Source organism: Streptomyces sp. NPDC036984 (assembly GCF_055607665.1).
Window position 1 is genome coordinate 813,705 of sequence record NZ_JBVJRL010000001.1, and the last position, 24,221, is coordinate 837,925.

Annotated in this window: 25 protein-coding genes and 2 rRNA genes; 6 read left to right on the forward strand and 21 right to left on the reverse strand. The window is 71.1% G+C overall.

All coding sequences use genetic code 11. The annotated features are described in order from the left end of the window. Positions 1 to 12: 12 nt before the first annotated feature. The gene (locus ACZ7DL_RS03785) at positions 13 to 1,425 is read right to left on the reverse strand and encodes a helix-turn-helix domain-containing protein (protein WP_470771133.1); all 1,413 of its coding nucleotides are present in this window, start codon (positions 1,423 to 1,425) and stop codon (positions 13 to 15) included. 190 nt (positions 1,426 to 1,615) lie between these two features. On the opposite strand from ACZ7DL_RS03785, the gene ACZ7DL_RS03790 reads away from it, so the two are divergent. Beyond that, positions 1,616 to 2,350 (forward strand): DUF4232 domain-containing protein, encoded by a 735-nt coding sequence (locus tag ACZ7DL_RS03790; RefSeq protein WP_470771211.1) that lies wholly within the window; start codon positions 1,616 to 1,618, stop codon positions 2,348 to 2,350. Positions 2,351 to 2,353: 3 nt separating this feature from the next. On the opposite strand, the gene hemB is transcribed toward ACZ7DL_RS03790, so the two are convergent. From hemB to ACZ7DL_RS03810, 4 genes are all read right to left on the reverse strand, one after another. Beyond that, positions 2,354 to 3,355 carry a porphobilinogen synthase gene (gene hemB, locus ACZ7DL_RS03795; RefSeq protein ID WP_470771134.1) on the reverse strand — a complete coding sequence of 334 codons (1,002 nt, stop codon included), beginning with the start codon at positions 3,353 to 3,355 and terminating at the stop codon, positions 2,354 to 2,356. Between the two features lie 10 nt (positions 3,356 to 3,365). After that, positions 3,366 to 3,521 (reverse strand): hypothetical protein, encoded by a 156-nt coding sequence (locus ACZ7DL_RS03800; protein ID WP_470771135.1) that lies wholly within the window; start codon positions 3,519 to 3,521, stop codon positions 3,366 to 3,368. A 94-nt stretch (positions 3,522 to 3,615) separates the two neighbouring features. After that, positions 3,616 to 4,605 (reverse strand): helix-turn-helix domain-containing protein, encoded by a 990-nt coding sequence (locus tag ACZ7DL_RS03805; RefSeq protein ID WP_470771136.1) that lies wholly within the window; start codon positions 4,603 to 4,605, stop codon positions 3,616 to 3,618. A gap of 310 nt (positions 4,606 to 4,915) precedes the next feature. Beyond that, on the reverse strand, positions 4,916 to 5,362 hold the full coding sequence (locus tag ACZ7DL_RS03810) for an ATP-binding protein (RefSeq protein WP_470771137.1): 447 nt from the start codon (positions 5,360 to 5,362) through the stop codon (positions 4,916 to 4,918). Positions 5,363 to 5,522: 160 nt separating this feature from the next. Between ACZ7DL_RS03810 and ACZ7DL_RS03815 the strand changes: the two genes are divergently transcribed. Both ACZ7DL_RS03815 and ACZ7DL_RS03820 read left to right on the forward strand, forming a co-directional pair. Next, on the forward strand, positions 5,523 to 6,356 hold the full coding sequence (locus ACZ7DL_RS03815) for a helix-turn-helix domain-containing protein (protein WP_470771212.1): 834 nt from the start codon (positions 5,523 to 5,525) through the stop codon (positions 6,354 to 6,356). Beyond that, the gene (locus tag ACZ7DL_RS03820; RefSeq protein ID WP_470771139.1) at positions 6,353 to 6,532 is read left to right on the forward strand and encodes a DUF397 domain-containing protein; all 180 of its coding nucleotides are present in this window, start codon (positions 6,353 to 6,355) and stop codon (positions 6,530 to 6,532) included. Before ACZ7DL_RS03815 ends, ACZ7DL_RS03820 begins: the two co-directional genes overlap by 4 nt. A gap of 56 nt (positions 6,533 to 6,588) precedes the next feature. Here the strand turns inward: ACZ7DL_RS03820 and ACZ7DL_RS03825 are convergent, their stop codons facing one another. From ACZ7DL_RS03825 to ACZ7DL_RS03845, 5 genes are all read right to left on the reverse strand, one after another. Further along, the gene (locus tag ACZ7DL_RS03825; protein WP_470771141.1) at positions 6,589 to 8,301 is read right to left on the reverse strand and encodes a bifunctional uroporphyrinogen-III C-methyltransferase/uroporphyrinogen-III synthase; all 1,713 of its coding nucleotides are present in this window, start codon (positions 8,299 to 8,301) and stop codon (positions 6,589 to 6,591) included. Next, positions 8,298 to 9,257, reverse strand: a complete 960-nt coding sequence (gene hemC / locus ACZ7DL_RS03830) for a hydroxymethylbilane synthase (protein ID WP_470771142.1) — start codon at positions 9,255 to 9,257, stop codon at positions 8,298 to 8,300. The genes ACZ7DL_RS03825 and hemC overlap by 4 nt, the downstream gene beginning before the upstream one ends. Then, complete coding sequence (locus tag ACZ7DL_RS03835; protein ID WP_470771143.1) at positions 9,254 to 10,993, reverse strand: glutamyl-tRNA reductase; 1,740 nt, start codon at positions 10,991 to 10,993, stop codon at positions 9,254 to 9,256. The genes hemC and ACZ7DL_RS03835 overlap by 4 nt, the downstream gene beginning before the upstream one ends. Beyond that, a complete protein-coding gene (locus tag ACZ7DL_RS03840) occupies positions 10,990 to 11,754 on the reverse strand; it encodes a redox-sensing transcriptional repressor Rex (protein WP_470771144.1) in 765 nt (254 codons plus the stop codon). Before ACZ7DL_RS03840 ends, ACZ7DL_RS03835 begins: the two co-directional genes overlap by 4 nt. Positions 11,755 to 12,034: 280 nt before the next feature. Continuing rightward, positions 12,035 to 12,316 carry a glutaredoxin family protein gene (locus ACZ7DL_RS03845; RefSeq protein WP_470771146.1) on the reverse strand — a complete coding sequence of 94 codons (282 nt, stop codon included), beginning with the start codon at positions 12,314 to 12,316 and terminating at the stop codon, positions 12,035 to 12,037. Positions 12,317 to 12,433: 117 nt separating this feature from the next. Between ACZ7DL_RS03845 and ACZ7DL_RS03850 the strand changes: the two genes are divergently transcribed. The 3 genes from ACZ7DL_RS03850 to ACZ7DL_RS03860 all read left to right on the forward strand — a co-directional run bounded on the left by ACZ7DL_RS03850 (position 12,434) and on the right by ACZ7DL_RS03860 (position 15,915). After that, entirely contained in the window at positions 12,434 to 13,354 is a 921-nt protein-coding gene (locus ACZ7DL_RS03850; protein WP_470771148.1) for an HAD family hydrolase, read from the forward strand. Between the two features lie 306 nt (positions 13,355 to 13,660). Beyond that, complete coding sequence (locus ACZ7DL_RS03855) at positions 13,661 to 14,440, forward strand: ECF subfamily RNA polymerase sigma factor, BldN family (protein ID WP_470771150.1); 780 nt, start codon at positions 13,661 to 13,663, stop codon at positions 14,438 to 14,440. Between the two features lie 236 nt (positions 14,441 to 14,676). After that, positions 14,677 to 15,915 carry a DUF5667 domain-containing protein gene (locus ACZ7DL_RS03860; protein ID WP_470771152.1) on the forward strand — a complete coding sequence of 413 codons (1,239 nt, stop codon included), beginning with the start codon at positions 14,677 to 14,679 and terminating at the stop codon, positions 15,913 to 15,915. A 274-nt stretch (positions 15,916 to 16,189) separates the two neighbouring features. Here ACZ7DL_RS03860 and ACZ7DL_RS03865 read toward each other — a convergent pair whose 3' ends face one another. The 11 genes from ACZ7DL_RS03865 to ACZ7DL_RS03915 form a co-directional block, all read right to left on the reverse strand. Next, the gene (locus tag ACZ7DL_RS03865; protein WP_470771153.1) at positions 16,190 to 17,254 is read right to left on the reverse strand and encodes a lysophospholipid acyltransferase family protein; all 1,065 of its coding nucleotides are present in this window, start codon (positions 17,252 to 17,254) and stop codon (positions 16,190 to 16,192) included. Positions 17,255 to 17,268: 14 nt separating this feature from the next. Then, complete coding sequence (locus ACZ7DL_RS03870; RefSeq protein WP_470771154.1) at positions 17,269 to 18,330, reverse strand: NAD-dependent epimerase/dehydratase family protein; 1,062 nt, start codon at positions 18,328 to 18,330, stop codon at positions 17,269 to 17,271. Positions 18,331 to 18,513: 183 nt separating this feature from the next. Continuing rightward, positions 18,514 to 18,612: a 30S ribosomal protein bS22 gene (locus ACZ7DL_RS03875; RefSeq protein ID WP_003948845.1), complete on the reverse strand. Its 99-nt coding sequence runs from the start codon at positions 18,610 to 18,612 to the stop codon at positions 18,514 to 18,516. A gap of 136 nt (positions 18,613 to 18,748) precedes the next feature. Next, complete coding sequence (locus ACZ7DL_RS03880; RefSeq protein ID WP_121791081.1) at positions 18,749 to 18,961, reverse strand: helix-turn-helix domain-containing protein; 213 nt, start codon at positions 18,959 to 18,961, stop codon at positions 18,749 to 18,751. A gap of 129 nt (positions 18,962 to 19,090) precedes the next feature. Then, a complete protein-coding gene (locus ACZ7DL_RS03885) occupies positions 19,091 to 19,906 on the reverse strand; it encodes a phosphatase (RefSeq protein WP_470771156.1) in 816 nt (271 codons plus the stop codon). A 91-nt stretch (positions 19,907 to 19,997) separates the two neighbouring features. Further along, positions 19,998 to 21,170: an acetoin utilization protein AcuC gene (locus ACZ7DL_RS03890; RefSeq protein WP_470771157.1), complete on the reverse strand. Its 1,173-nt coding sequence runs from the start codon at positions 21,168 to 21,170 to the stop codon at positions 19,998 to 20,000. Continuing rightward, positions 21,121 to 22,341 carry an MFS transporter gene (locus ACZ7DL_RS03895; protein ID WP_470771159.1) on the reverse strand — a complete coding sequence of 407 codons (1,221 nt, stop codon included), beginning with the start codon at positions 22,339 to 22,341 and terminating at the stop codon, positions 21,121 to 21,123. Before ACZ7DL_RS03895 ends, ACZ7DL_RS03890 begins: the two co-directional genes overlap by 50 nt. 87 nt (positions 22,342 to 22,428) lie before the next feature. After that, a complete protein-coding gene (locus ACZ7DL_RS03900) occupies positions 22,429 to 23,139 on the reverse strand; it encodes a VC0807 family protein (protein WP_470771160.1) in 711 nt (236 codons plus the stop codon). 92 nt (positions 23,140 to 23,231) lie between these two features. Then, the gene (locus tag ACZ7DL_RS03905; protein WP_470771161.1) at positions 23,232 to 23,876 is read right to left on the reverse strand and encodes an HAD family hydrolase; all 645 of its coding nucleotides are present in this window, start codon (positions 23,874 to 23,876) and stop codon (positions 23,232 to 23,234) included. A gap of 61 nt (positions 23,877 to 23,937) precedes the next feature. Then, positions 23,938 to 24,054, reverse strand: a 5S ribosomal RNA gene (gene rrf / locus ACZ7DL_RS03910). Between the two features lie 70 nt (positions 24,055 to 24,124). Further along, positions 24,125 to 24,221: ribosomal RNA gene (locus ACZ7DL_RS03915) — 23S ribosomal RNA — on the reverse strand; the annotation flags it as partial.

A 24,221-nucleotide genomic window follows, 5' to 3' on the forward strand; every position in this document is an offset into this window, starting at 1 on the left:
GCCGGGGCGCGCTCAGTCGGCCTCCGACGCCGGTTGCCACTTCTCGCCGCCGAGTGGGAAGGCGTAGGCCGGGCGTCCGTTGTTGCCGCTGGTGCGGAACGGGCGTCCGGCATCGTCGATCGACAGGGTGCCGTGCCGGCTCCCGCTGGACCAGGCCAGCTCCAGGTACCAGCTGACGTCGTACGCGGACGCGTCGGCCGTGACGTAGAAGACCTCGGGGTCGGACTGGCTCACCTTGAACGGGAAGTTGCGGTGCCCGGCCTCCGGCACGGGCGCGGGGCGCATCGCGTCCAGGGCGACCGTGAAGGAGTGGGTCGGCACGCCGCCGCCGCAGCCGACGCCGGGATAACCCATCGCGTAGTCGTTCCAGGCGAGCGGGGGCCGCTTGCCCGCCATGCGCACGGACAGCCGCTCCAGGACGACGGTCTCCTTGCCGGTGCCCTGCACCGTGAAGGTGACGAACTGCTCCCCGGCCGACACCGCCTTGTGCACGTCCACCCAGGCGGGCGCGTCCTGTTCCAGCGGCGGCGGGGCGACGTCGGTCGGCGGCCGGTCGATCAGGTAGTGCTGGGAACAGGGGTCCACCCAGCTGTAGGGGTGGGTGGTGACGGTGAGGGGCGGGGCGGCGGACGTCCGCCCGGTCGCGGAGGCGCTCGGCCTGCCCGCGGGCCTGCCGCTGCCGGCGCCGGTTCCGGGGGCCTCGGCGGAGTCGGCGGACGGGGAGACCGAGCGGGCGGCGGACCTGCGCGGCGTCGGTGTTCCGGCCGTCGGCTTCGCCGGTGTGCGGTGCGGGGCGGCGGCCCCCGCGGTGGCCGTGGCCGCCGCCGTGCCCTTGCCGTCCTCTTCTCCGTCTGCTGAGGGCAGATTCAGGGCGACGGCCACGCCGCCGAGCAGCGCGGTGACGGTGACGGCGGCGAGGAGAACGGCCCGGCTCCGCCGCCGCGCCCCTGCGGAGGGCTCCGCCTTCGGTCCCTGCCCGCCCGCCGGCTCCGGCTCCGGCCCAGCCGGCTTCTCCGGCGCGCCCATCGGCTCCGACTGCGACTCGGGCGGTAACTCGGACTGCGGCTCCGACTGCGATCCGGACCGCGGCTCCGACTGCGACTCGGACTCCGGCTCCCGGTCTCCCGCCGGCACCGGTGCCCGCGCGGCCCGTGCCGGCTCCGGGCCCTTCCGCCCCCGCCCCGCGTCGGCCAGGATCCACCGCCGGTGCAGTTCCACCAGTTCCTCGGGCGTGGCCTTGCACAGCCGGGCCAGCCGTTCCACGGGCGCGTAGTCCGTCGGTACGGCGTCCCCGTTGCAGTAGCGGTGCAGCGTCGACGTACTCATGTGCAGCCGTTTGGCGAGCGTGCCGTAGCTGTGCCCGGAGCGGTTCTTCACCTCCCGCAGCAGCTCGGCGAAACCGCTCTCAGACGTACCCTCGGACACCGTTCCCCTTCCCCCCTCGTCCCACCCCGGCGTTCCAGGCAGGAACCGCTTCCGCAGGTCAAAGCCGGTATGGGCATTCCAGCGTCCCGGATCACCGGCAGGTGCTGGCCACCGGGACGGAGCCGCCCACAGGCTGTTGGTCATCCAAGCACGACAACCGGCCCGGCCCGAAAGAGGACTTGCCATGCGTATGCGCCATATCCGTCTGCTCGCCGCCACCGGCACCGCCGTCGCCGCCCTGGCGCTCACGGCGTGCGGGAGCGGAACGGGCACCGAGGACGAGGGCGCCTCCCGGCCGACGGCGACGGAGGTGGAGTCGGGCGCGACGAAGACGCCCGTGGGCGCCGCCACCACCGGCGACAGCACCCGGACCAGCGCCGGCACCGTCGGTGGTACGGCGGACGGCACGCCCGTGGCCCGTACCCGCACGCCCAGCGCCCAGGCCCCCGCCTCCGCCTCCGCCACCCGAGGAAGTCAGCACACCCGCACCGGCGGCTCCGCCGTGCTGTGCAACGGCACGAACACCACCGTGACCGCCCAGCCGCTCTCCCGGCCCCTCAACCACATGCTGCTCACGGTGAAGAACACCGGAAGCAAGACCTGCGACCTGCCGTACTGGCCGGTCCTGCGCTTCGACCAGATGCAGTGGGTGCCGCAGGCCGACGAGGCCACCCAGCCGCAGGCCGTGGTCTCCCTGGCGCCCGGTGAGTCGGGGTACGCGGGTGTGCTGCTGTCGGCCGCCGACGGCAGCGGCACCGGCGGGAGGACCGCCCACAAGCTGACCCTGGCCTTCCAGGGCTACACCCCGAACAGCAGCGGCGGCCCGTCCGCCACCCCGTCCCTGCCCGCCAAGGGCGTCTACTACGACAGTTCGCTGGAGGTGACGTACTGGCAGCAGGACGTGGACGACGCCGTCAACTGGTGAGTGTCACGCGGACCGGCGCAGCTTCTGGGCCACTTCGGTGGCCCAGTAGGTGAGGATGTTCCGCGCGCCGGCCCGCTTGATGCCGGTCAGGGTCTCGAAGATGGCCCGGTCGCGGTCCACCCAGCCCTTCTCGGCGGCGGCCTCGATCATCGCGTACTCGCCGGAGATCTGGTAGGCGGCGACGGGCACGTCCACGGCGTCCGCGACCCGGGCGAGGATGTCGAGGTAGGGCCCGGCCGGCTTGACCATCACCATGTCGGCGCCCTCGGCCAGGTCCAGTTCCAGCTCCCGCAGGGACTCGCGCCAGTTGGCCGGGTCCTGCTGGTAGGTCTTGCGGTCGCCCTGCAGCGAGGAGGCGACGGCCTCGCGGAAGGGGCCGTAGAAGGCCGAGGAGTACTTGGCGGTGTAGGCGAGGATCGCGACGTCCTCGCGCCCGATCTGGTCGAGCGCGTCGCGGACGACGCCGATCTGACCGTCCATCATCCCGCTGGGGCCGACGACATGGGCTCCGGCGTCGGCCTGCACCTGCGCCATCTCCGCGTACCGCTCCAGGGTGGCGTCGTTGTCGACGCGCCCCTCTGCGTCCAGCACCCCGCAGTGGCCGTGGTCGGTGGTCTCGTCCAGGCACAGGTCCGACATGACGAGAAGGTCGTCCCCGACCTCGGCGCGCACGTCCCGGATGGCGACCTGGAGGATCCCGTCCGGGTCGGTGCCGGGGGTGCCGACGGCGTCCTTCTTGCTCTCCTCGGGCACGCCGAACAGCATGATCCCGGAGACCCCGGCCTCCACGGCCTCCAGCGCCGCCTTCTTCAGGCTGTCCCGGGTGTGCTGTACGACCCCGGGCATCGACCCGATCGGCACCGGCTCGCTGACACCCTCCCGGACGAACGCCGGGAGGATGAGGTCGGCGGGGTGCAGCCGGGTCTCGGCGACCATGCGGCGCATGACGGGGGTGGTGCGCAACCGTCGGGGACGCGTACCGGGGAAGGATCCGTACTTCGTCATGTCTTCTACGCTACGCCCGCCGAACCCACGCCTTTGCCGACGCGCTGTCGGACGAAACCAGGCAGCAGGCGTCCCAGAAGAAGCGGCGTAATCGTGCCCGCTCGACGTGATCGGCCGTGTTGCCGTAGTCGATGCTGAGGTGGCGACGGAGCAGCAGGATCGACACGCTTCCGGCACCGGCCGGTCCACGCGGCAAGCAGAGGAACCGCTCCCCCACCGGCAGGCGGCTTGCGCAGACGCCGCAGGCCGGTACAGCAAACTCATGCGGCGCACACGTCCTCGCCTGGCGCCGTCCGAGCAGCGCGGCAGTCGCGGCAGTGGCCGGGGCGTGGGGCGCGGAACGCGCGTTCGCAGCCGTCGCAGGTCTGCAACGGATGGGGGAAGCGCCGGGTGGCCTCGGTGTTCACCGGCGCGGGTGGTGGGCTCGCGGGGAGTGGTGCGGGCCGCAGCTCGTGGAGGCGATAGGCGAGCACACCGGCCGGGTGTCGCATGTCCACGGGCAGATCGGCGGTCAGGACGCGGTGGACGACGGCGGCCGTGGCGCCACCCGCGAACCAGGCAGCAACGGCGGGCGCGAGCCGGTCCACCTGCCGCTGGGAAAGCGTCAGGCGGTTGTCGGTGCGGCGCAGGCCCGCGAGGAGAGTGACGGCCATCCTGTGGTGCCGGTCGGCAGGGGGGTGCGCGGAGCCGTGCGTCTTCGGCGGGGCGGGCGACTCGTCGCCGGTCACGGGCGCTTCCGGCGTGACGCGGGCTTGATCGTCCTCCTGGGGCGTCTCCTGAGGGGTCTCCTGGGCCTGCGCGTCGACCGCCGGACCGCCGGTGGCGCGGGCAGGGGCAGCTGCCGGGCGGCCGGAGACCCGGACGGGGGCGTGGGGCGCGCCGGCCCCCGCGGGGGTGTGGTGGGCGTAGGTACGCGTGACCAGGCGGCCCGACTCGGTCTGCTCGCGGACCCGCTCCAGATAGCCATGCGCCTCCAGCTCCCGCAGCCCGAACGCGATCCGGTCGCGGCCCTCGGGGAAGCGTTCGGCAAGGCTGCGGATGTCGACCGGAGTGCCCTCGGGCACCGACAGGATGTGGGTCGCCAGTCCGATGGCCGTCAGCGACAGGTCGCGGTGCTGGGCGAGGTGGTTGCCGATGACGACGTACTGACCGGACTGGTACGTGCGTACGTGGGTGACACCGGAGGGGGTGGCGCTTCGCCGAACACCGTGAATCGGACGCAGGGCGGCGTTAGGCTTCTTCTCAGCCATGGGGAAGGGTCGTCTTCCTCTTTGGTCAGGCCCTCGCACTGGGATTGCCGTCCCGGCGGGGGCCGATGCATGTGTGGGGCTGTGCGTTCGTGAGGCGCATATGCCTCGGGGCGAGCCTGCATGCCCGAACTGCCGCCACGCCAGCCGGACCGACCACTTTCACCCGCCCGGGTGATGTACGCGAGGTTTGGTTGGTTGGGTTGGTTTTTTCCCCGGGTTCTTTGGTCTTTTACCGCCCGCGGCACCGGCCCGCCCGCCACCGCAGCACGTGTTTGCGGGCTCCGGTGCGCGGCCGCTCGGTGAAGGAGTATCAGCCGAGGTCATCTGGGTGGGCGGCGGCTGAGAGATCCAGTTCCGCCCACACCGTCTTGCAGGGCACCGGCCCGCGCCGCACGCCCCAGCGGTCCGCCAACTCCTCGACCAGCAGCAGTCCGTAGCCGGACTCGCCGGGCACGTCGGACGCGGCCCCGCGGACCGGCAGCTGATCACCCCGGGTGTCGGTCACCTCGATGCGCAGGACGCGCCGCTCGATGACCGACAGCGCGAGACGGAAACTGCGGCCACGAACCCGGCCGTGCAGCGCGGCGTTCGCCGTCAGCTCGGCGACGATCAACCGGGCGGGGTCCAACGGCAGGCCCCACGCGCCCAGTTGCTCGGCCGCGAGCAGCCGTCCGAGACGAGCACCGCGCCGCGTCGCGGACAGAGGGGCGAAGAACTCGTGCGCCGAGGTGCGGAGGGTGGAGATTCGCTCATTCACATCACTCAGCGTGTCCACGCGTGCTTAGCCTGTGAAGTGCGGCGGCCCGTGCGACCGGCGGCTGTCCGTGCGGTGTCCGGTTCCGTCCGGGTCGTACGGGGTGACCGGGGACGCGCGGGGCTGGTTGGACCACGAAGGGTGCGGCGGGAGGACGGAGTACGTGAACGATTGTGAGGCGGGGCCGGCGGACGAGGAGGCCGGGGCGGTGATCCGCACGGTCGCGCGGCAACTGAAGCTGTGGCGGGAGGCGGCGGGTCTCACCCAGGCCGAGTTCGGCGCGGCCATCGGGTACGGGGAGGAGCTGGTCTCCTCCGTGGAGCGGGCGCGGCGGATCCCCCGGCCCGAGTATCTCGACGCGGCGGACGAGGCGTTGGGTGCGGGCGGCAGGGTCTCCGCGATGAAGAAGGACATCGCGGAGGTCCGGTACCCGAAGAAGGTGCGGGATCTGAAGAAGCTGGAGGCGGAAGCGGTCGAGATGTGCGCCTACAACAACTCCGTCGTCCATGGGTTGTTGCAGACGGAGGAGTACGCGCGAGCGGTGCTCAGGGCACGTCGCCCAGCCTTCACCATCGACGAGCTGGAGCAGCAGGTAGCGGCCCGCGTGGCACGGCAGGAGATCGTCAACGACACGACGGCCCGGCCTGTCTTCAGCTTTGTCCAGTGTGAGTCGACGCTCCGTCGGCTCATCGGAGGCAAGATGGTCATGCGTGGGCAACTCGAACGACTGCTGGAAGTCGCCGAGTTCCGTAACGTCGACCTCCAGGTGTTGCCCCTGGGCCGCGAGGAGAACTCGGGGCTCGACGGATCGTTCAGGATGCTCAGGCTCAACGACGGCACCGCGGTCGGCCACATCGAGGTAGTGCACATCAGTCGTGTGATCGCCGATCCGAAAGAGGTTCAACTCCTCGACATCCAGTATGGAATCATCCGGGCACAGGCTCTCAGCCCACGGGAGTCGACGGCCCTCATCGAGAAAGTGCTTGGAGAGACATGAAGCTGGAGTGGATAAAGAGCAGCTACAGCACGTCTAGCGGCCCCGACTGCGTCGAGGTGGCCACCCCCGACGAGACCCACGTCCTCGTCCGCGACTCCAAGAACCCCACCGGCCCCCGCCTCGCCCTCACCCCCACCGCCTGGGCGACCTTCCTGCCGTACGCCTCCGGGCACTGACGCCTCAGGGGTGCCCAGACAACCTGGGCACCCCTGAGGACGGTGTCAGCCGAAGGTCACGTCGTCGTACGACGCCTCCGCGCCCCCGGCCGCCGCTCGCTCGGCCGCGTCACGGGGTCGCCGGCCTCCAGGGCCGCCGCGCGACGGCGCATCCCGAAGTCGGCCAGCGCCTCCGCCAGCTTGTGCACGGACGGCTCGGGAGCCATCACGTCCACCCGCAGCCCGTGCTCCTCGGCCGTCTTGGCCGTGGCCGGCCCGATGCACGCGATCACCGTCACGTTGTGCGGCTTGCCCGCGATGCCGACCAGGTTGCGGACCGTGGACGACGAGGTGAAGAGCACCGCGTCGAAGCCACCGCCCTTGATCGCCTCCCGGGTCTCGGCCGGCGGCGGCGACGCCCGCACGGTCCGGTACGCCGTGACGTCGTCCACCTCCCAGCCCAGCTCGATCAGACCGGCGACGAGGGTCTCCGTCGCGATGTCGGCCCTCGGCAGGAAGACACGGTCGATCGGGTCGAACACCGGGTCGTACGGCGGCCAGTCCTCCAGCAGACCGGCGGCCGACTGCTCCCCGCTCGGCACCAGGTCCGGCTTCACACCGAAGGCGACCAGCGCCTTGGCGGTCTGCTCGCCCACCGCGGCCACCTTGATGCCCGCGAAGGCACGGGCGTCGAGGCCGTACTCCTCGAACTTCTCCCGGACCGCCTTCACCGCGTTGACGGACGTGAAGGCGATCCACTCGTACCGGCCCGTCACCAGGCCCTTGACGGCACGTTCCATCTGCTGGGGCGTGCGCGGCGGTTCCACGGCGATCGTCGGAACCTCGTGCGGCACGGCACCGTAGGACCGCAGCTGGTCGGAGAGCGACGCCGCCTGCTCCTTCGTCCGCGGCACGAGCACCTTCCAGCCGAACAGCGGCTTGGACTCGAACCACGACAACTGGTCGCGCTGGGCGGCGGCGGAACGCTCGCCGACCACGGCTATCACCGGCCGGCCGCCGTCGGGAGACGGAAGGACCTTCGCCTGCTTCAGGGTCTGGGCGATCGTGCCGAGGGTCGCGGTCCAGGTCCGCTGACGGGTCGTCGTACCGGCGATCGTCACCGTCAGCGGGGTGTCCGGCTTGCGGCCCGCCGAGACCAGCTCGCCCGCCGCGGCGGCCACGGAGTCCAGGGTCGTCGAGACGACCACCGTGCCGTCCGACGCGCCCACCTCCGTCCAGCAGCGGTCGGAGGCGGTACGGGCGTCCACGAACCGGACGTCCGCGCCCTCGGCGTCCCGCAGCGGCACACCGGCGTACGCGGGCACGCCGACCGCCGCCGCGACACCCGGGACGACCTCGAAGGGCACCCCGGCGGCGGCGCAGGCGAGCATTTCCGCCGCCGCGTACGTATCAAGTCCGGGGTCCCCGGACACCGCACGGACGACCCGCCTGCCGCCCCGCGCGGCCTCCATGACAAGATGAACGGCATCCCGGGCAGCGGCCGGTGCAGCGGCGGGGGTTGACGTGCCGTCAACGACCGTCAGCTGTGGCGTGCCTGTGCCCGGCGGCGAGACCGAGGAGGGATCGGCGTCCGTCTGCACGACGGAGACGCCCTGTCGGGCGTGCGTCCGGATGACGTCGAGCACCTCGTGCTCGGCGACCAGGACGTCCGCGTGCGACAGCGCCTCCACGGCGCGCAGAGTCAGCAGTCCCGGATCCCCGGGTCCGGCACCGAGGAAGGTGACGTGCCCGTGTTCCGGACCGGCGGCAGGAAGGGCGGTGGGGCTCAATGTGCTCGCTCCCCCATCAGACCGGCCGCGCCCTGGGCGAGCATCTCGGTGGCGAGTTCGCGACCGAGTGCCAACGCCCGGTCGTGCGTCTGGGGCACGGGACCGGTGGTGGACATCTGCACCATGCGGGAGCCGTCGGTCGTGCCGACGACGCCGCGCAGGCGCATTTCCTTGACAATCTGCCCGTCGGCCAGCAGGTCGGCCAGCGCGCCCACAGGGGCGGAGCAGCCGGCCTCCAGGGCGGCGAGCAGTGACCGTTCGGCGGTCACGGCGGCCCGGGTGAACGGGTCGTCGAGTTCGCCGAGCGCGGCGATGAGGTCCGCGTTGTCCGCGGCACACTCGATCGCCAGGGCCCCCTGGCCGGGGGCGGGCAAAACCGTGTCGACCGACAGGAAGTCGGTCACCTCGTCGATCCGGCCGATCCGGTTCAGTCCGGCGGCGGCCAGCACCACCGCGTCCAGTTCGCCGGCCCGGACGTATCCGATCCGCGTGTCGACGTTGCCGCGGATCGGGACGGTCTCGATGTCCAGGCCGTGGGCCCGGGCGTACGCGTTCAGCTGCGCCATGCGGCGCGGCGCTCCGGTGCCGATGCGCGCTCCGCGCGGCAAATCGGTGAACTTCAGCGCGTCGCGCGCGACGATCACGTCCCGCGGGTCCTCGCGCACCGGTATGGCGGCCAGGACCAGCTCCTCGGGCTGCGTGGTCGGCAGGTCCTTGAGCGAATGAACCGCGAAGTCGACCTCGCCCTTGAGCAGCGCGTCGCGCAGCGCCGTGACGAACACGCCGGTGCCGCCGATCTGCGCGAGCGCCTCGCGGGAGACATCGCCGTACGTGGTGATCTCGACCAGCTCGACGGGCCGCCCGGTCACCTGGCGGACGGCCTCCGCCACCTGCCCGGACTGGGCCATGGCGAGCTTGCTGCGCCTGGTCCCCAGCCTCAAAGCCTTCTCACTCATGCCGGTCGGTCCTTCTTCTCTGTGCTGTCCCCGGCCCGGGAGACGGCGGCCACCGTCTCGGGGTCGAGGTCGAACAGGGTGCGCAGCGCGTCCGCGTACCCGGCGCCGCCGGGCTCGGCCGCGAGCTGCTTGACCCGTACGGTCGGCGCGTGCAGCAGCTTGTCGACGACCCGGTGCACGGCCTGCCGGATCTCGCCGCGCTGGCGTTCGTCCAGGTCGGGCAGGCGGCCGTCGAGGCGGGCGATCTCGCTGGCGACGACGTCGGCGGCCATGGTGCGCAGCGCGACGACGGTCGGCGTGATGTGCGCCGCCCGCTGTGCCGCGCCGAAGGCCGCGACCTCGTCGGAGACGATACGCCGGACCTGGTCCACGTCCGCCGCCATCGGTGCGTCGGCGGACGCCTCCGCCAGCGACTCGATGTCCACCAGGCGCACCCCGGCCAGCCGGTGCACGGCCGCGTCGATGTCCCGGGGCATGGCGAGGTCGAGGAGGAAGACGGCAGGGGCCGGGCGCGGGATCTCGGCGACCGGTTCCGGCTTGCGGCGCTCGGGGATGCGGCCGACGGTGGCGGCGGTCGCGGCGAGCGCGGTGATCAGCTCGGCGTCGGCCTCGGGGCCCCGGCGTTCACGGCGGTCCACCGTGCCGCCCGCGGCCCAGGCCGCGTGCTGCTCCAGGGTGGCCGCGTCCATGCCGGCCACGGCGGCCTCGCCCATGACGGAGAAGCCGGGCTGTACGGCGGCGAGGTCCAGCGGGCAGTTCTCCTCGGTGCCGACGCTGGTGGGCGGCAGCAAAGCCTTGGCATGTCCGGCCGTAGGCGCGCCGTCGCCGGTGTCTGCGGTGGCGGCGAGTTCGGCGGCGGGGGCGCCGGTGCGGCCCTCGACCGCCTGCGCGACCGCCTCCGCCGTGAGCACCAGACCCGTCGCCCCGGTACAGGAGACGACGACGTCGGCACGTGTCAGCTCGTCGGCCACGGCGTCCATCCGTACCGCGCGCGCGGTCACGCCACCGGTGTCCTCACTCTCGGCGAGGCTGTGCCCGTATTGCTCTTCGAGCAGGAGCGCGAGCCGCTCGGCGCGCTCGAAGGTGCGGTTGGCGACGACGATCTCGGCGACCCCGGCGCGCGCGAGCGTCGCGGCGGCCAGGGACGACATCGACCCGGCGCCGATGACCAGCGCGTTGCGGCCCGCGGCCCATGCGAGCACGTCACCGCCCGCGGCCAGCTGCTCCAGGCCGAAGGTGACCAGGGACTGGCCGGCGCGGTCTATGCCGGTCTCGGAGTGGGCGCGCTTGCCGACCCGGAGGGCCTGCTGGAACAGGTCGTTCAGCAGCCTGCCTGCGGTGTGCAGCTCCTGCGCACGGGCCAGGGAGTCCTTGATCTGGCCGAGGATCTGCCCCTCGCCGACGACCATCGAGTCGAGACCGCAGGCCACCGAGAACAGGTGGTGGACGGCCCGGTCCTCGTAGTGCACGTACAGATAAGGAGTCAGCTCCTCGAGGCCGACACCGCTGTGCTGGGCGAGCAGCGTGGACAGCTCGGCGACACCGGCGTGGAACTTGTCCACGTCGGCGTACAGCTCGATGCGGTTGCAGGTGGCGAGCACCGCGGCCTCGGTGGCGGGCTCTGCGGCGACCGTGTCCTGGAGCAGCTTGATCTGGGCGTCCGCGCTCAGCGCGGCCCGCTCCAGCACGCTGACCGGGGCGCTGCGGTGGCTCAGTCCGACGACGAGGAGACTCATGCCGGCATCACGGCGGGGACGTCCCCGTCGGGTCCCTGGTCGGCGGAGTCCTCGCGGGTGGTGGCCGCGGGAAGCGCACCGTCACCCGCCGCGGTCTCCTCACCGGCCTTGCGCTGCTCGTGGAAGGCGAGGATCTGAAGCTCGATGGAGAGGTCGACCTTGCGCACGTCGACGCCGTCCGGGACGGACAGCACGGTCGGCGCGAAGTTCAGGATGGAGGTCACGCCGGCGGCCACGAGCCGGTCGCAGACCTGCTGGGCGGCACCGGCGGGGGTGGCGATCACGCCGATGGAGACCCCGTTGTCCTTGATGATCTTCTCGAGGTCGTCGGTGTGCTGCACCGGGATACCCGCGACCGGCTTGCCGGCCATCGCCGGGTCGGCGTCGATCAGCGCGGCCACCCGGAAGCCACGGGAGGCGAACCCGCCGTAGTTGGCGAGAGCGGCGCCGAGGTTACCGATACCGACGATGACGACCGGCCAGTCCTGGGTCAGGCCGAGTTCGCGGGAGATCTGGTAGACGAGGTACTCCACGTCGTAGCCGACACCGCGCGTTCCGTAGGAGCCCAGGTACGAGAAGTCCTTGCGCAGCTTGGCGGAGTTGACCCCCGCCGCCGCGGCCAGCTCCTCGGAGGAGACCGTGGGTACCGAGCGTTCCGACAGTGCGGTCAGGGCTCGGAGGTACAGCGGAAGCCGGGCGACGGTGGCCTCGGGAATCCCTCGGCTACGGGTCGCCGGTCGGTGTGTTCGGCCAGTTGCCACGGTGCTCCTGCGGGTAGAGCGGGGCTGTAGGCGGTCATACGTCCCCAGACCGCCCCGTCGACAGCAGGCTATGTCTTTGTGAACGCGTGCACAAAGATGGTGTCCGATTTGCCCGGCAGAAGTGACCGGGGTCACGCGGGTTTCGCGCCCGTGGCGGGAACCGGCGCATACGCACCGGCGCTCCTTCGTTACTGGGGGAAAAACCGCACACACTCCTCGCGAATCCCGCCCCCGAGACCAAACCGCCGTTGATCCTAAGCGACTTTCCGCCCGGTTTGGACTACTCGGTCAGTGCCCGGCGCAGTCGCTCCTCGTTCACGCGCCAGAAGGTGTGCTGTTCGCCGTCGATGAGGACGACCGGGATCTGCTCCCAGTAGCGGTCGTGGAGGTCCTGGTCCTGGGTGATGTCCTTCGGCTCCCACGGCACGCCGAGGTCGGCGCACACCTTTTCGACGACCAGCTGCGCGTCGTCGCAGAGGTGACAGCCCGGCTTGCGGACGAGGGTGACCAGCCGCTCGCGCGGCTCTGCCTTGCGTCGGAAGAGGGGACTCATACCGGCCATTCTCGCGCGCTCCGCGCCCGTTCCGGATCGCTTCTTTAACGACGCTGTTCCGCAGTGTTCACACCCTGCCGACCTCTCGGCTCAGGAACCACCGAACAGACTGGCTATGCTCACGTCATGGCCGCTCTCGGATGGCTCACTCCCCGTAGGCGCTCCGCCACGGCGCGGAGCGTGTTGGCAGGCGAGGCTTCGGCGGAGGCCGCCCGCAAGTCCTCGCAGGAGGCCCCGCGCGCCACGCCCGAGGAACCTCAGTTCCCGGTGATCGGCGACGACAAGGCCGCCGCCTTCTTCGACCTCGACAACACGGTGATGCAGGGCGCCGCGCTGTTCCACTTCGGCCGCGGGCTGTACAAGCGCAAGTTCTTCGAGACCCGCGACCTCGCCAGGTTCGCCTGGCAGCAGGCGTGGTTCCGGCTGGCCGGCGTCGAGGACCCGGAGCACATGCAGGACGCCCGCGACTCGGCCCTGTCGATCGTCAAGGGCCACCGGGTCGCCGAGCTGGAGTCGATCGGCGAGGAGATCTACGACGAGTACATGGCCGACCGCATCTGGCCCGGCACCCGCGCCCTCGCCCAGGCCCACCTGGACGCGGGCCAGAAGGTGTGGCTGGTCACCGCGGCACCCGTAGAGATCGCCCAGGTGATCGCGCGCCGCCTGGGACTCACCGGCGCCCTCGGCACGGTGGCCGAGTCGGTGGACGGCGTCTACACCGGCAAGCTGGTCGGCGAGCCGCTGCACGGCCCCGCCAAGGCGGAGGCGGTCCGCGCCCTGGCCGCGGCCGAGGGCCTCGACCTGACCCGCTGCGCGGCCTACAGCGACAGCCACAACGACATCCCGATGCTGTCCCTGGTCGGCCACCCCTACGCCATCAACCCCGACGCCAAGCTCCGCAGGCACGCCCGCGAGAAGGACTGGCGCCTGCGGGACTACCGCACGGGCCGCAAGGCGGCGAAGGTCGGCATTCCGGCGGCGGCCGGCGTGGGAGCGGTCGCCGGCGGCACGGTCGCGGCGATCGCCATCAGTCGCCGGCGCCGATAGCCGCGCCCGCGCCCTCGGCCCGCCCAGCCCCACCCCGCGCGCCCGGAATTATGCCGCGGCCACTTCAACACGCCCCGGACTTCACCGAAACACGCCCCTTTCCGTTCAACAACCGATCATTCTGCGGCACTTGACCTGCCATCAAACGGCTAGAGATGCGACGCAATCGATGATTTGAGCAACTCGGTGTAGCAGTGCCTGCACGAAGCGTTATTCTCCTCAGACGCAAACCGGTACCCCTCCGTCGCTACGACGGGTGAACGGTCCCGCACTGCACGTGATGGAAGCTCTGCCTCTGGGAGTCCCGTGTACCCACACGTCGGGGTTGACGCCTCGGGCCTGGCTACGCTGCGCGCAACGGTCGCGACGGTCAAAGACATGCTGCGCGGCTTCGTCCCCACCGCGTCCGCCGTCCCCGCCTTCGCCGCCGCCGCGCCGGCAGGCCCGTGCTATGCACTGGCCGACGGCAGCGCCGCCGTCGGCAGACGAGGGCGTGCCACCGGCGCGGCCACCACCCGCCGCCCGGCCGCCGACAGCGACAGCGCCCGGATGATGGACCTCGTCGAACGCGCCCAGGACGGCGAGGCCGAGGCCTTCGGGCGGCTCTACGACCAGTACAGCGACACCGTCTACCGGTACATCTACTACCGGGTCGGCAGCCGTGCGACCGCCGAGGACCTCACCAGTGAGACCTTTCTGCGGGCGCTCAGAAGGATCGGCACCTTCACCTGGCAGGGCCGCGACTTCGGCGCGTGGCTGGTCACGATCGCCCGGAACCTGGTCGCCGACCACTTCAAGTCCAGCCGCTTCCGGCTCGAGGTCACCACCGGCGAGATGCTCGACGCCAACGAGGTCGAGCGCTCCCCGGAGGACTCCGTCCTGGAGTCCCTGTCGAACGCCGCCCTGCTCGACGCCGTACGCCGGCTCAACCCGCAGCAGCAGGAGTGCGTGACGCTCCGCTTCCTCCAGGGCCTCTCCGTCGCCGAGACCGCCCGGGTCATGGGCAAGAACGAGGGCGCCATCAAGACCCTCCAGTACCGCGCCGTACGCACCCTCGCCCGGCTGCTGCCGGACGACGTGCGCTGAGCGGGGCAACCGTGGGCGACGGCCAACTCACGTTGAGTGAAAGCCGGTTGCCTTTCTGATCCGATCATCCGCCGTCCGTAACCCAAGTGCCGCGCCACTCGTTGTGCGGGATACAGGCTCCCTGTGGTCACGTCCTGGCCATCCCCGATCACTCGATCGTGGGGAAGTGGTCGTGGGCGTGCAACCCTCAGGACCCCCTGGGGAGTCGACCGTCATGACGAGAGGAGGTGCCGCCAGTGATCGCGAACGTTTCGGCGCACCGGCGGGCGAACGCCTTCGCCCAGGCCCTGGAGGAGCAGTCCGACCGGGACACGGCGGCCGAGCAGTCCGCAGCACCGGCGGAATCACCGCCGGCCGCCGAGGAACACACCGAACAGGGCGCGCTGCTGGCCCTGACGGTGGATCTCGGCGCGCTGCCCAAGCCGCAGCTCGACCCGGACGTCAAGGTCGTCCAGCGGGCCCAGCTGGTGGCCGCGATGGAGGCCATGCTCCAGGAAGGCAGCGCGGGGGCGGCGGACGCATCGGTACCGGAGCAGCGTACGCACCGGGGCAGGGGTGCGCACCGGGCGAGCCCGCTGGGCAAGTTGCGCCCGCGTTCGAGACTGACCAAGGGGCTCGCGGCCGGCGGGCTGAGCGTGGGCGTGGCCGCCGGGGCCTTCGGCGGAGTCGCCGCCGCCAGCTCCGACGCCCTGCCCGGCGACTCGCTGTACGGCCTCAAACGCGGCATCGAGGACTTCAAGCTCAACTATCTGGCCGACGGCGACGACCAGCGCGGCCAGACCTACCTCGACCAGGCGTCCACCCGGCTGAGCGAGGCCCGCCGGCTGCTGGAGCGGGGCCGGGGCGGCCACCTCGACCACGAGTCCATCGGCGAGATCCGCCGCACCCTGTCCGGGATGCAGCACGACGTCACCGAGGGGCACCGGCTGCTGCACGCCGCCTATGAGGCCGACCCGGACTCCCTCGGACCCATCCAGGCCCTGTCGGCCTTCTCCAGATCCCACCGCGAAGCCTGGAGCGCGCTCAGCGACAAGCTGCCCGTGCAGCTGGGAGACGTCAAACAGCAGGTCTCCTCGGTCTTCGACGCCATAGACGAAGAGGTCGCCCCGCTCCAGTCCCTGCTCCCCCAGCCGCCGGCCCAGCCCGGCGACGGCAGGCGGCAGGGCGGCTCCGGGGCGGCGTCCACGGGCTCCTCCGGCAGCGACCGGTCGACCGCGCCCAGCTCCGCCGGCGGCACCCCGTCCACCGGCAAGCACGCCCGCACGGGCGACCCGAGCGGCTCGGCCACCGGCAGCAGCGGCGAGGGCCTCATCAGCGGCGACACGGGTGGCCTGCTCGACCCGCCGAAGACCGGCACGGGCAGCAGCAGCCCGTCCGCCGGCAAGTCCCCGTCGAACCAGCCGGACGTCACGATCCCGCCGCTCATCCCGGACCTGCTACCGGGCCTGGGCATCGACGGCGAGGACACGGACTGACCCGGTACGGCCACGGCAGCGAGGGGCGCCCCTTTCCGAGCAGGGGCGCCCCTCGTCGTACAGCCCTTGGCCCCCTCGTCAGATCCCTCAGAAGAACACCGACCGCCGCTGCACCGGCAACTTGGGCCCCCTTGTCTGCCGCCCTCGCACCGCTCCGCAGTCTTCGAACAGCTGCGCCGCCCTCCGACCGGCGGCTCCAGCGGTCTTGATCCAGCGCTTCCGTGCATTCCGCCACGAAAGGCTCGGCCTCTTCAGAAGAACAGGCTCGGCCTCCTCAGAAGAACACCGAACGCCGCTGCACCAGCAACTTGTACAGCGTGTGCTGGATCTGTTCCCGGACCTGGTCGGTCAGGTTGAACATCAGCATCGGGTCCTCTGCCGCCTCCGGCGGATAGCCGTCCGTCGCGATCGGCTCACCGAACTGGATCGTCCACTTCGTCGGGAGCGGGATGGCGCCCAGCGGACCCAGCCACGGGAAGGTCGGCGTCAGCGGGAAGTACGGGAAGCCCAGCAGCCGGGCCAAGGTCTTGGCGTTGCCGATCATCGGGTAGATCTCCTCGGCACCGACGATCGAGCACGGGATGATCGGCGCGCCCTGCCGCAGTGCCGTCGAGACGAAGCCGCCTCGGCCGAACCGCTGGAGCTTGTAGCGCTCGCTGAAAGGTTTCCCGATGCCCTTGAAGCCCTCCGGCATCACCCCGACCAGCTCACCCTGGCCCAGCAGCCGTTCCGCGTCCTCCGCGCAGGCAAGGGTGTGCCCCAGCTTCCGGGCCAGCTCGTTGACCACCGGCAGCACGAAGACCAGGTCGGCCGCGAGCAGCCGCAGGTGGCGCCCGGCCGGGTGGTGGTCGTGCACGGCGACCTGCATCATCAACCCGTCCAGCGGCAGGGTGCCGGAGTGGTTGGCGACGATCAGCGCCCCGCCCTCGGCCGGGATGTTCTCGATGCCCTTCACCTCGACCCGGAAGTACTTCTCGTACACCGGCCGCAGCAGCGACATCAGGACCTGGTCGGTCAGCTCCTCGTCGTAACCGAAGTCGTCGACCTCGTAGTCCCCGGTGAGCCGGCGCCGCAGAAAGGCCAGCCCGGCCGCCACCCGCCGCTCCAGGCCGCCGTCCCACCCGTCGGCCTTTACGGCCTCCAGCGGCTCCTCCTCGCGGCTCACAGGCCCATTCTCCTGTGCCCGCTCCCGGCCCGGCAGGGGCTGGACGGCCCCGAGCTCCCCCGGTTCGCCGAGCCCGCCGCGTCGGCTCCCCCCGCTCCGGCGGCGCGCCGGGCGCTGCGCGGCGCTCCCGCGGGACCGGTCGTCGTCGAACGGAATGACCTTGGCGTCCGCCATCGTTGCCGCTCTCCTCAGTTTGCGCTGTGCGTCTGGGGGTGGCCGCCCGCCTTCGCGGTGAGCGCGGCGACCCGGTCGACGGCCCCGGCGAGGGCCTCCGGCGGCAGCAGCCCGGGGGCCTGGCCGCGCGCGAAGTCCGCGAAGGCCTCGGCCGTCGTGTATTTGGGCGTGAAGCCCAGCGTCTCGCGCATCTGGACGGTGTCCACCACCCGCCCGTGGGTGAGCAGCCGGATCTGCTCCGGTGAGAAGTCCGTCATACCCAGCGTACGGACCAGCGAGCCGGCCCAGGTGACCGCGGGCAGCAGCAGCGGCACGGTGGGCCGCCCGAGCCGCCGGGAGCACTGCGAGAGCAGCAGCACGCCGTCCCCGGCGATGTTGAAGGTGCCGCTGTTGAGGGTGCCCCGGCGCGGCTCGTGCGAGGCGATCCGCAGCACCTCGATGACGTCGTCCTCGTGCACGAACTGGAGCCGCGGGTCGTAGCCGAACACGGTCGGCAGCACGGGCAGCGCGAAGTACGAGGCGAGCGGGGTGTCCGCGGTCGGCCCGAGGATGTTGGCGAACCGCAGCACGCACACAGCGACGTCCGGCCGCCGCCGGGCGAACCCGCGCACATAACCCTCGACTTCGACGGCGTCCTTCGCGAAGCCACCGCTGGGCAGCGACTTGGGCGGGGTGGTCTCGGTGAACACGGCGGGATCGCGCGGCGCCGACCCGTAGACGTTCGTGCTGGACTTCACCACCAGCCGCTGCACGGTCGGCGACTTCTGGCAGGCTCCGAGCAGCTGCATGGTGCCGATGACGTTGGTCTCCTTGACCGTGGCCCGGCTGCCGCCGCCCAGTGCCGTGCCCGTGACGTCCATGTGGACGACCGTGTCGGCGCCCGTCTCGGCGAGTACCCGGGCGATGGTCGGCTGGCGGATGTCGGCCTGGATGAAGTCGGCTCCACCCAGATGGTGGGCCGGGGGCACCGCGTCCACGGCGATCACCCGGTCGACCTCCGGGTCCCGCTGGATCCGCCGCACGAACCGGCCGCCCAGTTGCCGGGCCACTCCGGTGACGAGCACGACCCTTCCCAAGATCAGCGCCTTCCTTCCCGCGTTACCGGTATCCCGCGTTCCCCTGTGCGGCCAACCTAGCCGGTCGACGTTGCGCTGTGATGACCGCGAAAGCCCGAGGGGACGGAATTTCCCCCATCGGTATATGCCTGTGGCCCCCCACCAGTGCTGGTGGGGGGCCACAGATCACGCTCGCGTCGCCGCTTACTTCTTGTTGCGGCGCTGAACGCGCGTGCGCTTGAGCAGCTTGCGGTGCTTCTTCTTGGCCATCCGCTTGCGCCGCTTCTTGATAACAGAGCCCACGACTACCCTCGCTCACTTCTCATCACTCGGTTGTTTGGGCGCCATGGGCCCACACGACCTACGAGGGGCTAGCCTACCCAACCGAGCGCCGAGGTCGTAATCGAGGGGGTACCCCCGGGTTACGAGGGGGTCGCCGTCAGGCCGTTTCCACCCCCACATAGCTGTCGCGGAGGTACTCGTGTACCGCTTGTTCCGGGACGCGGAAGGACCGTCCGACCCGGATCGCGGGCAGATGACCGCTGTGCACCAGGCGGTACACGGTCATCTTCGACACTCGCATCACCGAGGCGACCTCCGCCACGGTAAGGAACTGAACCTCGTTCAGAGGCCTCTCGCCAGCTGCAGCCATGACACACCTGAACCTTCCGCACTCGACGGCCACCGGCTTCCCCTTCCGGTGACTCTTCGTCGTTGCGTGCTCACTCCCCAGACTAGGGGCGGGTGATGCGAGTGGGGAAGAGGTGCACCCATCGGCGGCCTACTGTGACAGACACGCTCGATTGAGCACGTAGCGGGTGAGCGGCAGGTAGTAACTAGACCGCACTGCGTCATCAACCGGAACGACGACGGACACCCGCCCCTCGGCCTGCCCCACGAACAGCGCGGGATCGTCGGTGTCCGCCAGGCCGATGGCCTCGAACCCCAGCTGACCAGCGCCGCAGACCCAGCCGTGGTCGCCGACGACCAGCTCGGGCAGCGGTCCGCCGGCATGGATCACGGCCTCGAGCGCGACCCGAACCGGGAGCGGCGAGTGGCTGTGGGCACCCGGCTCACAACCGGGGCGCTCGCCCGCCGGTTCCCGCACCAGGGCAACCCCTCGTACGTAGTCGAGGCGAAGAGTGCGTAGACCGAACCGGGTCAATATGTCGACACAGCGACCCTGCGCCGGTGTGAGGACCTCACATCCCGCCGCCGACAGCGCGCCCGCCAACCCGGCGTAGAAGCCGAGCAGCCGCTGCGGGTGCCCGGTGCCGAGCAGCACGGGCGCGCCACGCCGGGCCACCTCCCGGATCCGCCCGGCGAAGGCGTCCAGCGCGGCCAGCGTACGCTCCGGATCGATCACATCCGGTCCGGATGTGTACCGGGGATCGGCCGAAACCCCGCACTTCTCCGCCATCAACGCGAGCAACTCCCGCTGCCCCCAGACCCCTTCGGGGTCAATACCGATCAGCACGCGCGGATCCCGCGCGGCGAACAGCCGGTAACTGCGCAGGCTGTCCTCCCGCGAGGTCGCCACCACCCCGGCCAACCGAACGGCCAGCAGGTACGCACGGAGTCGGGCGGGGGTCAACACGGGTGCGATGGTGGCCCACCGGGGGTGCGGGCGGGGCGGAAACCGGGGAATTCCGCACGGTTGGCCTAAAGGATGCGGGGACGCGTGCCGCTCAGGGCAGAAGCCCCCGCAACGGGAACACCGCCCGCCGAGTCGCCAGCACCGCCTGATCCAAGCGATCGGCGGGATCGTACCCCTGCTCCCACGAGGCCCAACTCACCGGCCACCGGCCGTCGGTCATCCGCTGCGGCCCCAGCTGCCGCGTCCGGGCGAACACGTCCCGCCGCCATCCCTCGGGGATCACCGCCTCCGGCGCCACCGGCTTCCCCGCCGCGATCCCCACCAGATGCGTCCACGACCGCGGTACGACGTCCACCACCGCATACCCTCCCCCGCCCAGCGCGACCCACTTCCCGCCCGCGTACTCGTGCGCCAGCTCGTGACAGGCCACCTGCACCGCCCGCTGCGCGTCCAGCGAGACGGCCAGATGCGCCAGCGGGTCCTCGAAGTGCGTGTCGGCCCCGTGCTGGGAGACGAGGACCTGTGGCCGGAACTCGGCGAGCAGTTCGGGCACCACGGCGTGGAACGCCCTGAGCCACCCCGCGTCCCCGGTCCCGGCCGGCAGCGCCACGTTGACCGCGGCCCCCTCCCCCGCGCCCGCTCCGGTCTCCTGGGGCCACCCGGTCTGCGGGAACAACGTATGCGGATGCTCGTGCAGGGAGATCGTCAGCACCCGCGGGTCCTCCCAGAACGCCGCCTGCACCCCGTCCCCGTGATGCACGTCGACGTCCACATAGGCGACCCGCTCGGCCCCCAGCTCCAGCAGCCGCGCGACCGCGAGCGCCGCGTCGTTGTAGATGCAGAACCCCGACGCCCCGCCCGGCATCGCGTGGTGCAGCCCGCCCGCGAAGTTCACGGCGTGTTCGGCATCCCCCCGCCACACCGCCTCGGCCGCCCCCACCGACTGGCCCGCGATCAGCGCGGAGACCCCGTGCATCCCGGCGAACGCGGGATCGTCGAGCGTCCCGAGCCCGTACGCCCCGTCGGCTCCCGCCGGATCTGCCGACGCGGCCTTCACGGCGTCGATGTAGTCCTCCCGGTGGACCAGCCGGAGCGTCGACTCGCCGGCCGGCTTCGCCGCCACGACCTCCAGCTCCCGGTCCAGCCCGAAGGCGCCCACCAGCCTGCGGGTCAGCTCCAGCCGGACCGGATCCATCGGATGGTTCGGACCGAAGTCATAGCCCGTTACTGCCTCGTCCCACATCAGCTGTGCGCGGCCGCTCATGCCCGCCACCGTATCGGTCCGGTTGAGTGGCGAACGACCTGGCGTACCCCAACGTCACCAGCACCAACATCATCGGTACGAGCATGGCCCCGCGATAGCTCCACGCGTCGCCCAGGGCTCCCACCAGCGGCGAACCGATCAGAAAACCCACGTAATTGAAGATGTTCAGTCGCGCGATGGCCGCATCCGAAGCCCCCGGGAACAGTCTCCCCGCCGCCGCGAACGTCTGCGGCACCAGCACACACAGCCCCAGCCCCAGCAGGGTGAACCCGAGCATCCCGAGCCACGCGCCGGGCGCCACGGCCACCACCGCGAACCCGCCGGCCGCCACCAGCGCCCCCAGCCGTACGACCGCCACGGCCCCGAACCGCCGCACCCCGAAGTCCCCGATGGCCCGCCCCAGCAGCGTGGTCACCATGTACACGTTGTACGGCACGGTCGCCAGCTGCTCCGAGCTGCCCAGCACATCCTGGAGATACTTGGCGCTCCAGTTGGAGACCGTCGAGTCCCCGATGTAGGCGAAGGTCATCACCAGACACAGCGGCAGCAGCAGCCGGAACGCTGGAACCCCGCCCCCGCCCGGCTCACCCGCAGCCCCGGCTGCGGCACCCCCGTCGACGTACCACCGGCTCCCCACCAGCACCGCCGGCAGCAGAACGGCCACCACCGGCAGGTACGACACCCACAGCGCGAGGTGCCAGTGCGCCCCGGCCCAGGCCAGCGAGGCTCCCACGATCCCACCGAGGCTGTAGACGGCGTGGAAACTCAGCATGATGCTGCGTCCGTACGACCGCTGGAGGCTGACGCCGAGCATGTTCATGGACGCGTCCAGCGCGCCCACCGCCAGACCGAAGCCGCCCAGGGCCACCGCCAGCGCGGCCACCTGCCCGTGCCCGCCCGCCGCGACCCCGAGCAGCGCCAGCAGCACCACCGGCTGGGACCAGCGCAGCAGCCGGCTGGGCCGTACCCGCCTGACCAACCGCTCGGTGGTCACGCTGCCCACCCCGGCGAGGATCGGTACGGCCGCCAGAAAGACCGGCAGCAGCGCGTCGGAGACGCCGTACCGATCCTGAATGGCCGGGATGCGCGTCACCAGCAGCGCGAAGGCCACGCCCTGGGCGAAGAAGGCGAACGCCAACGAGGCCCTACCGCGCCGCAGCACATCAGTCATGGCGGCGAGAGTAGGGCCCCGGGCTACCTGTGGGTAGATCCAGCCAAAGATGAATTTCCTTCAGCTTCATCCGGCTCGCATCGGTGGTCAGGCGGCCACGACCGGCTCGCGCCGGTCGGCCCGGGCCGCCACCTCGGCATCGAGCAGCCGGCCCATCGGCTCGGCGGCCACCCCGCCACTCACCACGAACGCGGCCGTCAGCACCACCGTCACCATGACCCCGCCCAGCCAGACCATGGTGTCCACGGGGATCGTGTAGGCGCCGACCACCCGGGCGACGCACTCCAGCAGCAGCGCCCCGCCCCACACCAGGGAGAAGGCCCCCTCCTTGCGCCGGAACGCGTCCGAGCCGGCCGCGCGGCCCGAGACCAGCCGGTCCCAGGCGGCCTCCCGCGCCGCGTCTCCCTTGACCAGGAAGGGCTTCATGGCGGTGGTCATCATCGGCCTGCCGAGCGCCACGGATACAAGGATCCCGACCGCGACGGTGCTGCTGACCGCGCCGTCCTTGGCGAGCATCAGCCGCGGGTCGCCGGAGACGAAGCTCAGCACCAGCGAGACGACGTTCACGACGAGGATGAGAGCGGCCAGCGGGTTGGTCCGGCGTTCCCGGGCCAGGCTCCACACGGTCCGCACGGCCGGCACCACGCTGCTCCCGGCGAGCGCCGCGAAGGTGCTCATCCCGAAGGCGTCCTTCAAGAGGTAGTACGACCCGAGCGGCAGCGCCACATCGATCAGCAGCGGCCTGAAGTTGTCCAGCACGCTCGGGTTCTTGCCCTGGGTCCCCGTCTTCTTCGTCATGCCCTCAGCTTCGCCGCCGGGCGGGGTCCGGCAGTAGAAACGAACGTCCGGAGGTCCGCGTGACAAATGTCAGCCCGGACGTCCGACCGGGGTCATACCAGCAGGTCAGCCAACTCGCCCATGCGGGAGAAGAGTTCGCCCGCGCCCGCGAGCCTCGCCGCCGGCGTCATCGCGGTGAACCCGTACACGTCCATCCCGGCCGCCACGGCCGCCTGTACGCCCAGCGGAGAGTCCTCCACGACCACGCACCGCTCGGGCGCGATCCCCATCCGCTCGGCCGCGTGGAGGAACAGGTCCGGGGCGGGCTTGCCCCGCCCGACATCCTCCGAGCTGAAGATCCGGTCCTCGCCGAACCACCGGTCGAGCCCGGTCGTCCGGTGCCCCACCCGGATCCGCGCATGACTCCCGGAGGAGGCCACGCAGTACGGCACCCCGTCCGCCGCCAGCTTCTCCAGTACGCCGGCCACCCCGGCCACCGGCTTCAACTCCCGCTCGAATGCGGCGAACACCCGCGCGTGAAAGACATCGTCGAAGTCGTCCGGCAGCCGCTGCCCGGTCCGCTCCAGCACGAGTTCATGGATCCGATGCATCGCCGACCCCATGTAGTCCCGGATGGAGTCCTCGTACGAAGTGGGGTGTCCCAGCTCGGTCAGATAGGCGGCCAGGAGCCTGTTGGATATGGGCTCGCTGTCCACGAGGACGCCATCGTTGTCGAAGATGACCAGGTCATAGCGCATGGACACACCCTAAACGCAGAAAACCCCCGCACCGGAAGGTGCGGGGGTTTTCCCAAAAATTGTTCGGCGGCGTCCTACTCTCCCACAGGGTCCCCCCTGCAGTACCATCGGCGCTGTGAGGCTTAGCTTCCGGGTTCGGTATGTAACCGGGCGTTTCCCTCACGCTATGACCACCGAAACACTATGAAACAATCAACAACCGTTGGCTGTTCGTGGTTTCAGAACCAACACAGTGGACGCGAGCAACTGAGGACAAGCCCTCGGCCTATTAGTACCGGTCACCTCCACACGTTACCGTGCTTCCAGATCCGGCCTATCAACCCAGTCGTCTACTGGGAGCCTTAC

Excerpts from the sequence above, each read along its gene's own strand:
- ACZ7DL_RS03790 (WP_470771211.1), top strand. The coding sequence starts at position 1,616 with ATGCGCCATATCCGTCTGCTCGCCGCCACCGGCACCGCCGTCGCCGCC.
- hemB (WP_470771134.1), bottom strand. The coding sequence starts at position 3,355 with ATGACGAAGTACGGATCCTTCCCCGGTACGCGTCCCCGACGGTTGCGC.
- ACZ7DL_RS03805 (WP_470771136.1), bottom strand. The coding sequence starts at position 4,605 with ATGGCTGAGAAGAAGCCTAACGCCGCCCTGCGTCCGATTCACGGTGTT.
- ACZ7DL_RS03820 (WP_470771139.1), top strand. The coding sequence starts at position 6,353 with ATGAAGCTGGAGTGGATAAAGAGCAGCTACAGCACGTCTAGCGGCCCC.
- hemC (WP_470771142.1), bottom strand. The coding sequence starts at position 9,257 with ATGAGTGAGAAGGCTTTGAGGCTGGGGACCAGGCGCAGCAAGCTCGCC.
- ACZ7DL_RS03835 (WP_470771143.1), bottom strand. The coding sequence starts at position 10,993 with ATGAGTCTCCTCGTCGTCGGACTGAGCCACCGCAGCGCCCCGGTCAGC.
- ACZ7DL_RS03845 (WP_470771146.1), bottom strand. The coding sequence starts at position 12,316 with ATGGCCGGTATGAGTCCCCTCTTCCGACGCAAGGCAGAGCCGCGCGAG.
- ACZ7DL_RS03850 (WP_470771148.1), top strand. The coding sequence starts at position 12,434 with ATGGCCGCTCTCGGATGGCTCACTCCCCGTAGGCGCTCCGCCACGGCG.
- ACZ7DL_RS03865 (WP_470771153.1), bottom strand. The coding sequence starts at position 17,254 with ATGGCGGACGCCAAGGTCATTCCGTTCGACGACGACCGGTCCCGCGGG.
- ACZ7DL_RS03880 (WP_121791081.1), bottom strand. The coding sequence starts at position 18,961 with ATGGCTGCAGCTGGCGAGAGGCCTCTGAACGAGGTTCAGTTCCTTACC.
- ACZ7DL_RS03890 (WP_470771157.1), bottom strand. The coding sequence starts at position 21,170 with ATGAGCGGCCGCGCACAGCTGATGTGGGACGAGGCAGTAACGGGCTAT.
- ACZ7DL_RS03895 (WP_470771159.1), bottom strand. The coding sequence starts at position 22,341 with ATGACTGATGTGCTGCGGCGCGGTAGGGCCTCGTTGGCGTTCGCCTTC.
- ACZ7DL_RS03900 (WP_470771160.1), bottom strand. The coding sequence starts at position 23,139 with ATGACGAAGAAGACGGGGACCCAGGGCAAGAACCCGAGCGTGCTGGAC.
- ACZ7DL_RS03905 (WP_470771161.1), bottom strand. The coding sequence starts at position 23,876 with ATGCGCTATGACCTGGTCATCTTCGACAACGATGGCGTCCTCGTGGAC.